Origin of the sequence: Pseudoalteromonas sp. Ps84H-4 (assembly GCF_024124645.1) — a bacterium.
Taxonomy (GTDB): domain Bacteria; phylum Pseudomonadota; class Gammaproteobacteria; order Enterobacterales; family Alteromonadaceae; genus Pseudoalteromonas; species Pseudoalteromonas lipolytica_C.
Window position 1 is genome coordinate 1 of sequence record NZ_JAMXSK010000073.1, and the last position, 1351, is coordinate 1351.

Annotated in this window: 1 protein-coding gene; it reads right to left on the reverse strand. The window is 39.8% G+C overall.

Annotated elements, in window-relative coordinates:
* Window positions 1-112: 112 nt before the first annotated feature.
* Window positions 113-1351 (reverse strand): IS1182 family transposase (locus NH454_RS22230; RefSeq protein WP_253040212.1); only part of this gene is annotated, 1239 nt, incomplete at its 5' end.

Below are 1351 nucleotides of genomic sequence, written 5' to 3' on the forward strand. Positions count from 1 at the left end.
AAAACTAATTTTTAATAAATTGTCTTGGGTATGTTCTTAGTTTGAAACCATTTAAGATGGTTGCGATCGATTTTTTCTCAGTATCGCAATTTTCTCCGCGCGAGCGAAACTGCTATGGCAACGCTACTCTAATTGCTTTACTTAGGCCGTTAACTCCCATAATTGTTATCATTCTTCTGAAGTTGTAAGCTAGGACATGAAGACTTATTTCTGTCCCCACGCTTTTTAAACCTCGTGTTAGTAAGTGGGTAGCTCCCATCCAGAGTTTAATTGTGCCAAAGGGGTGCTCAACAGTTTGCTTGCGATGAAGCATCAATTCAGGTTCATTCTTTAGCTTTTGAAGCATTTCTTCTGTCAGAATCTCATGCACCCACCGCCTTATTCGCCTAGGGTCTTTTTTAGAGTTAGTGCACTGACTTCTTATTTTACAATCTCGACAAGCAATGTGATTGAAGTAAACATCAAGGTATTTACCTTGCTCAAATACCTGCATTCGATTTTGAAGTTCATTACCAGCGGGGCATAAGTAAATATCTTTATTTGCATCGTATTTGAAGAGTGAGCGGTTAAATATCCCTTTCTTTTCAGAGGACGATGTATCCGTCTTGGGCATGATTGGCTCTGCACCCAAATCGATAGTATCTTTTATATCGGGCTGACTGAAGTAACCTTTATCTGCTAATACCCTTATATCTTCCTTGCGCAATGCTTTTTGTGCGAGTTTTGTCATTGACGCAAGCTGGCCTCTATCTGGCACGTTGGTCACCTCATGCGCCACTATAAGGTGGTGCTTGGTATCAACCGCACTTTGCACGTTATAACTCACAACTCTTGTAAAACCTTGAGTTTTCATTAAACGTGAATCAGGATCAGTAGTGGATATTTGCTTGTCAGGATGAGCTTCAACTTGTTCTTTAATCTCGTGTAGTTTTTTTAACTGGCTGCGAAAGTCAGCTAGCCTATCTTTTGTGGCTTTAATTTTTGTGACGTTAGCTTGCTCTTTATCGGCTTCATCAAGTAATTCAAGGTAACGTTCAATATTCTTTTCGACTCGGTCGATGTGGAATTTAACTTTGCTTGGCGTAAAATTATTGCCTTTGTTGTTGCTAGCTTTAAACTTACTACCATCGATGGCAACAACTGGTTTCTCAAACATATTCAGACGACGGCAGACTTCAACAAACGTTTTGCACACATTTTTTATACCATCTCCGTTGTCTTTTCTAAAATCAGCAATCGTTTTAAAGTCGGGTGCCAACTTACCAAGTAGCCACATCAGTTCAATATTGCGTTGGCATTCGGTTTCTAATCGGCGGGATGATTGAATACGGTTGAGGTAACCATAAAGATA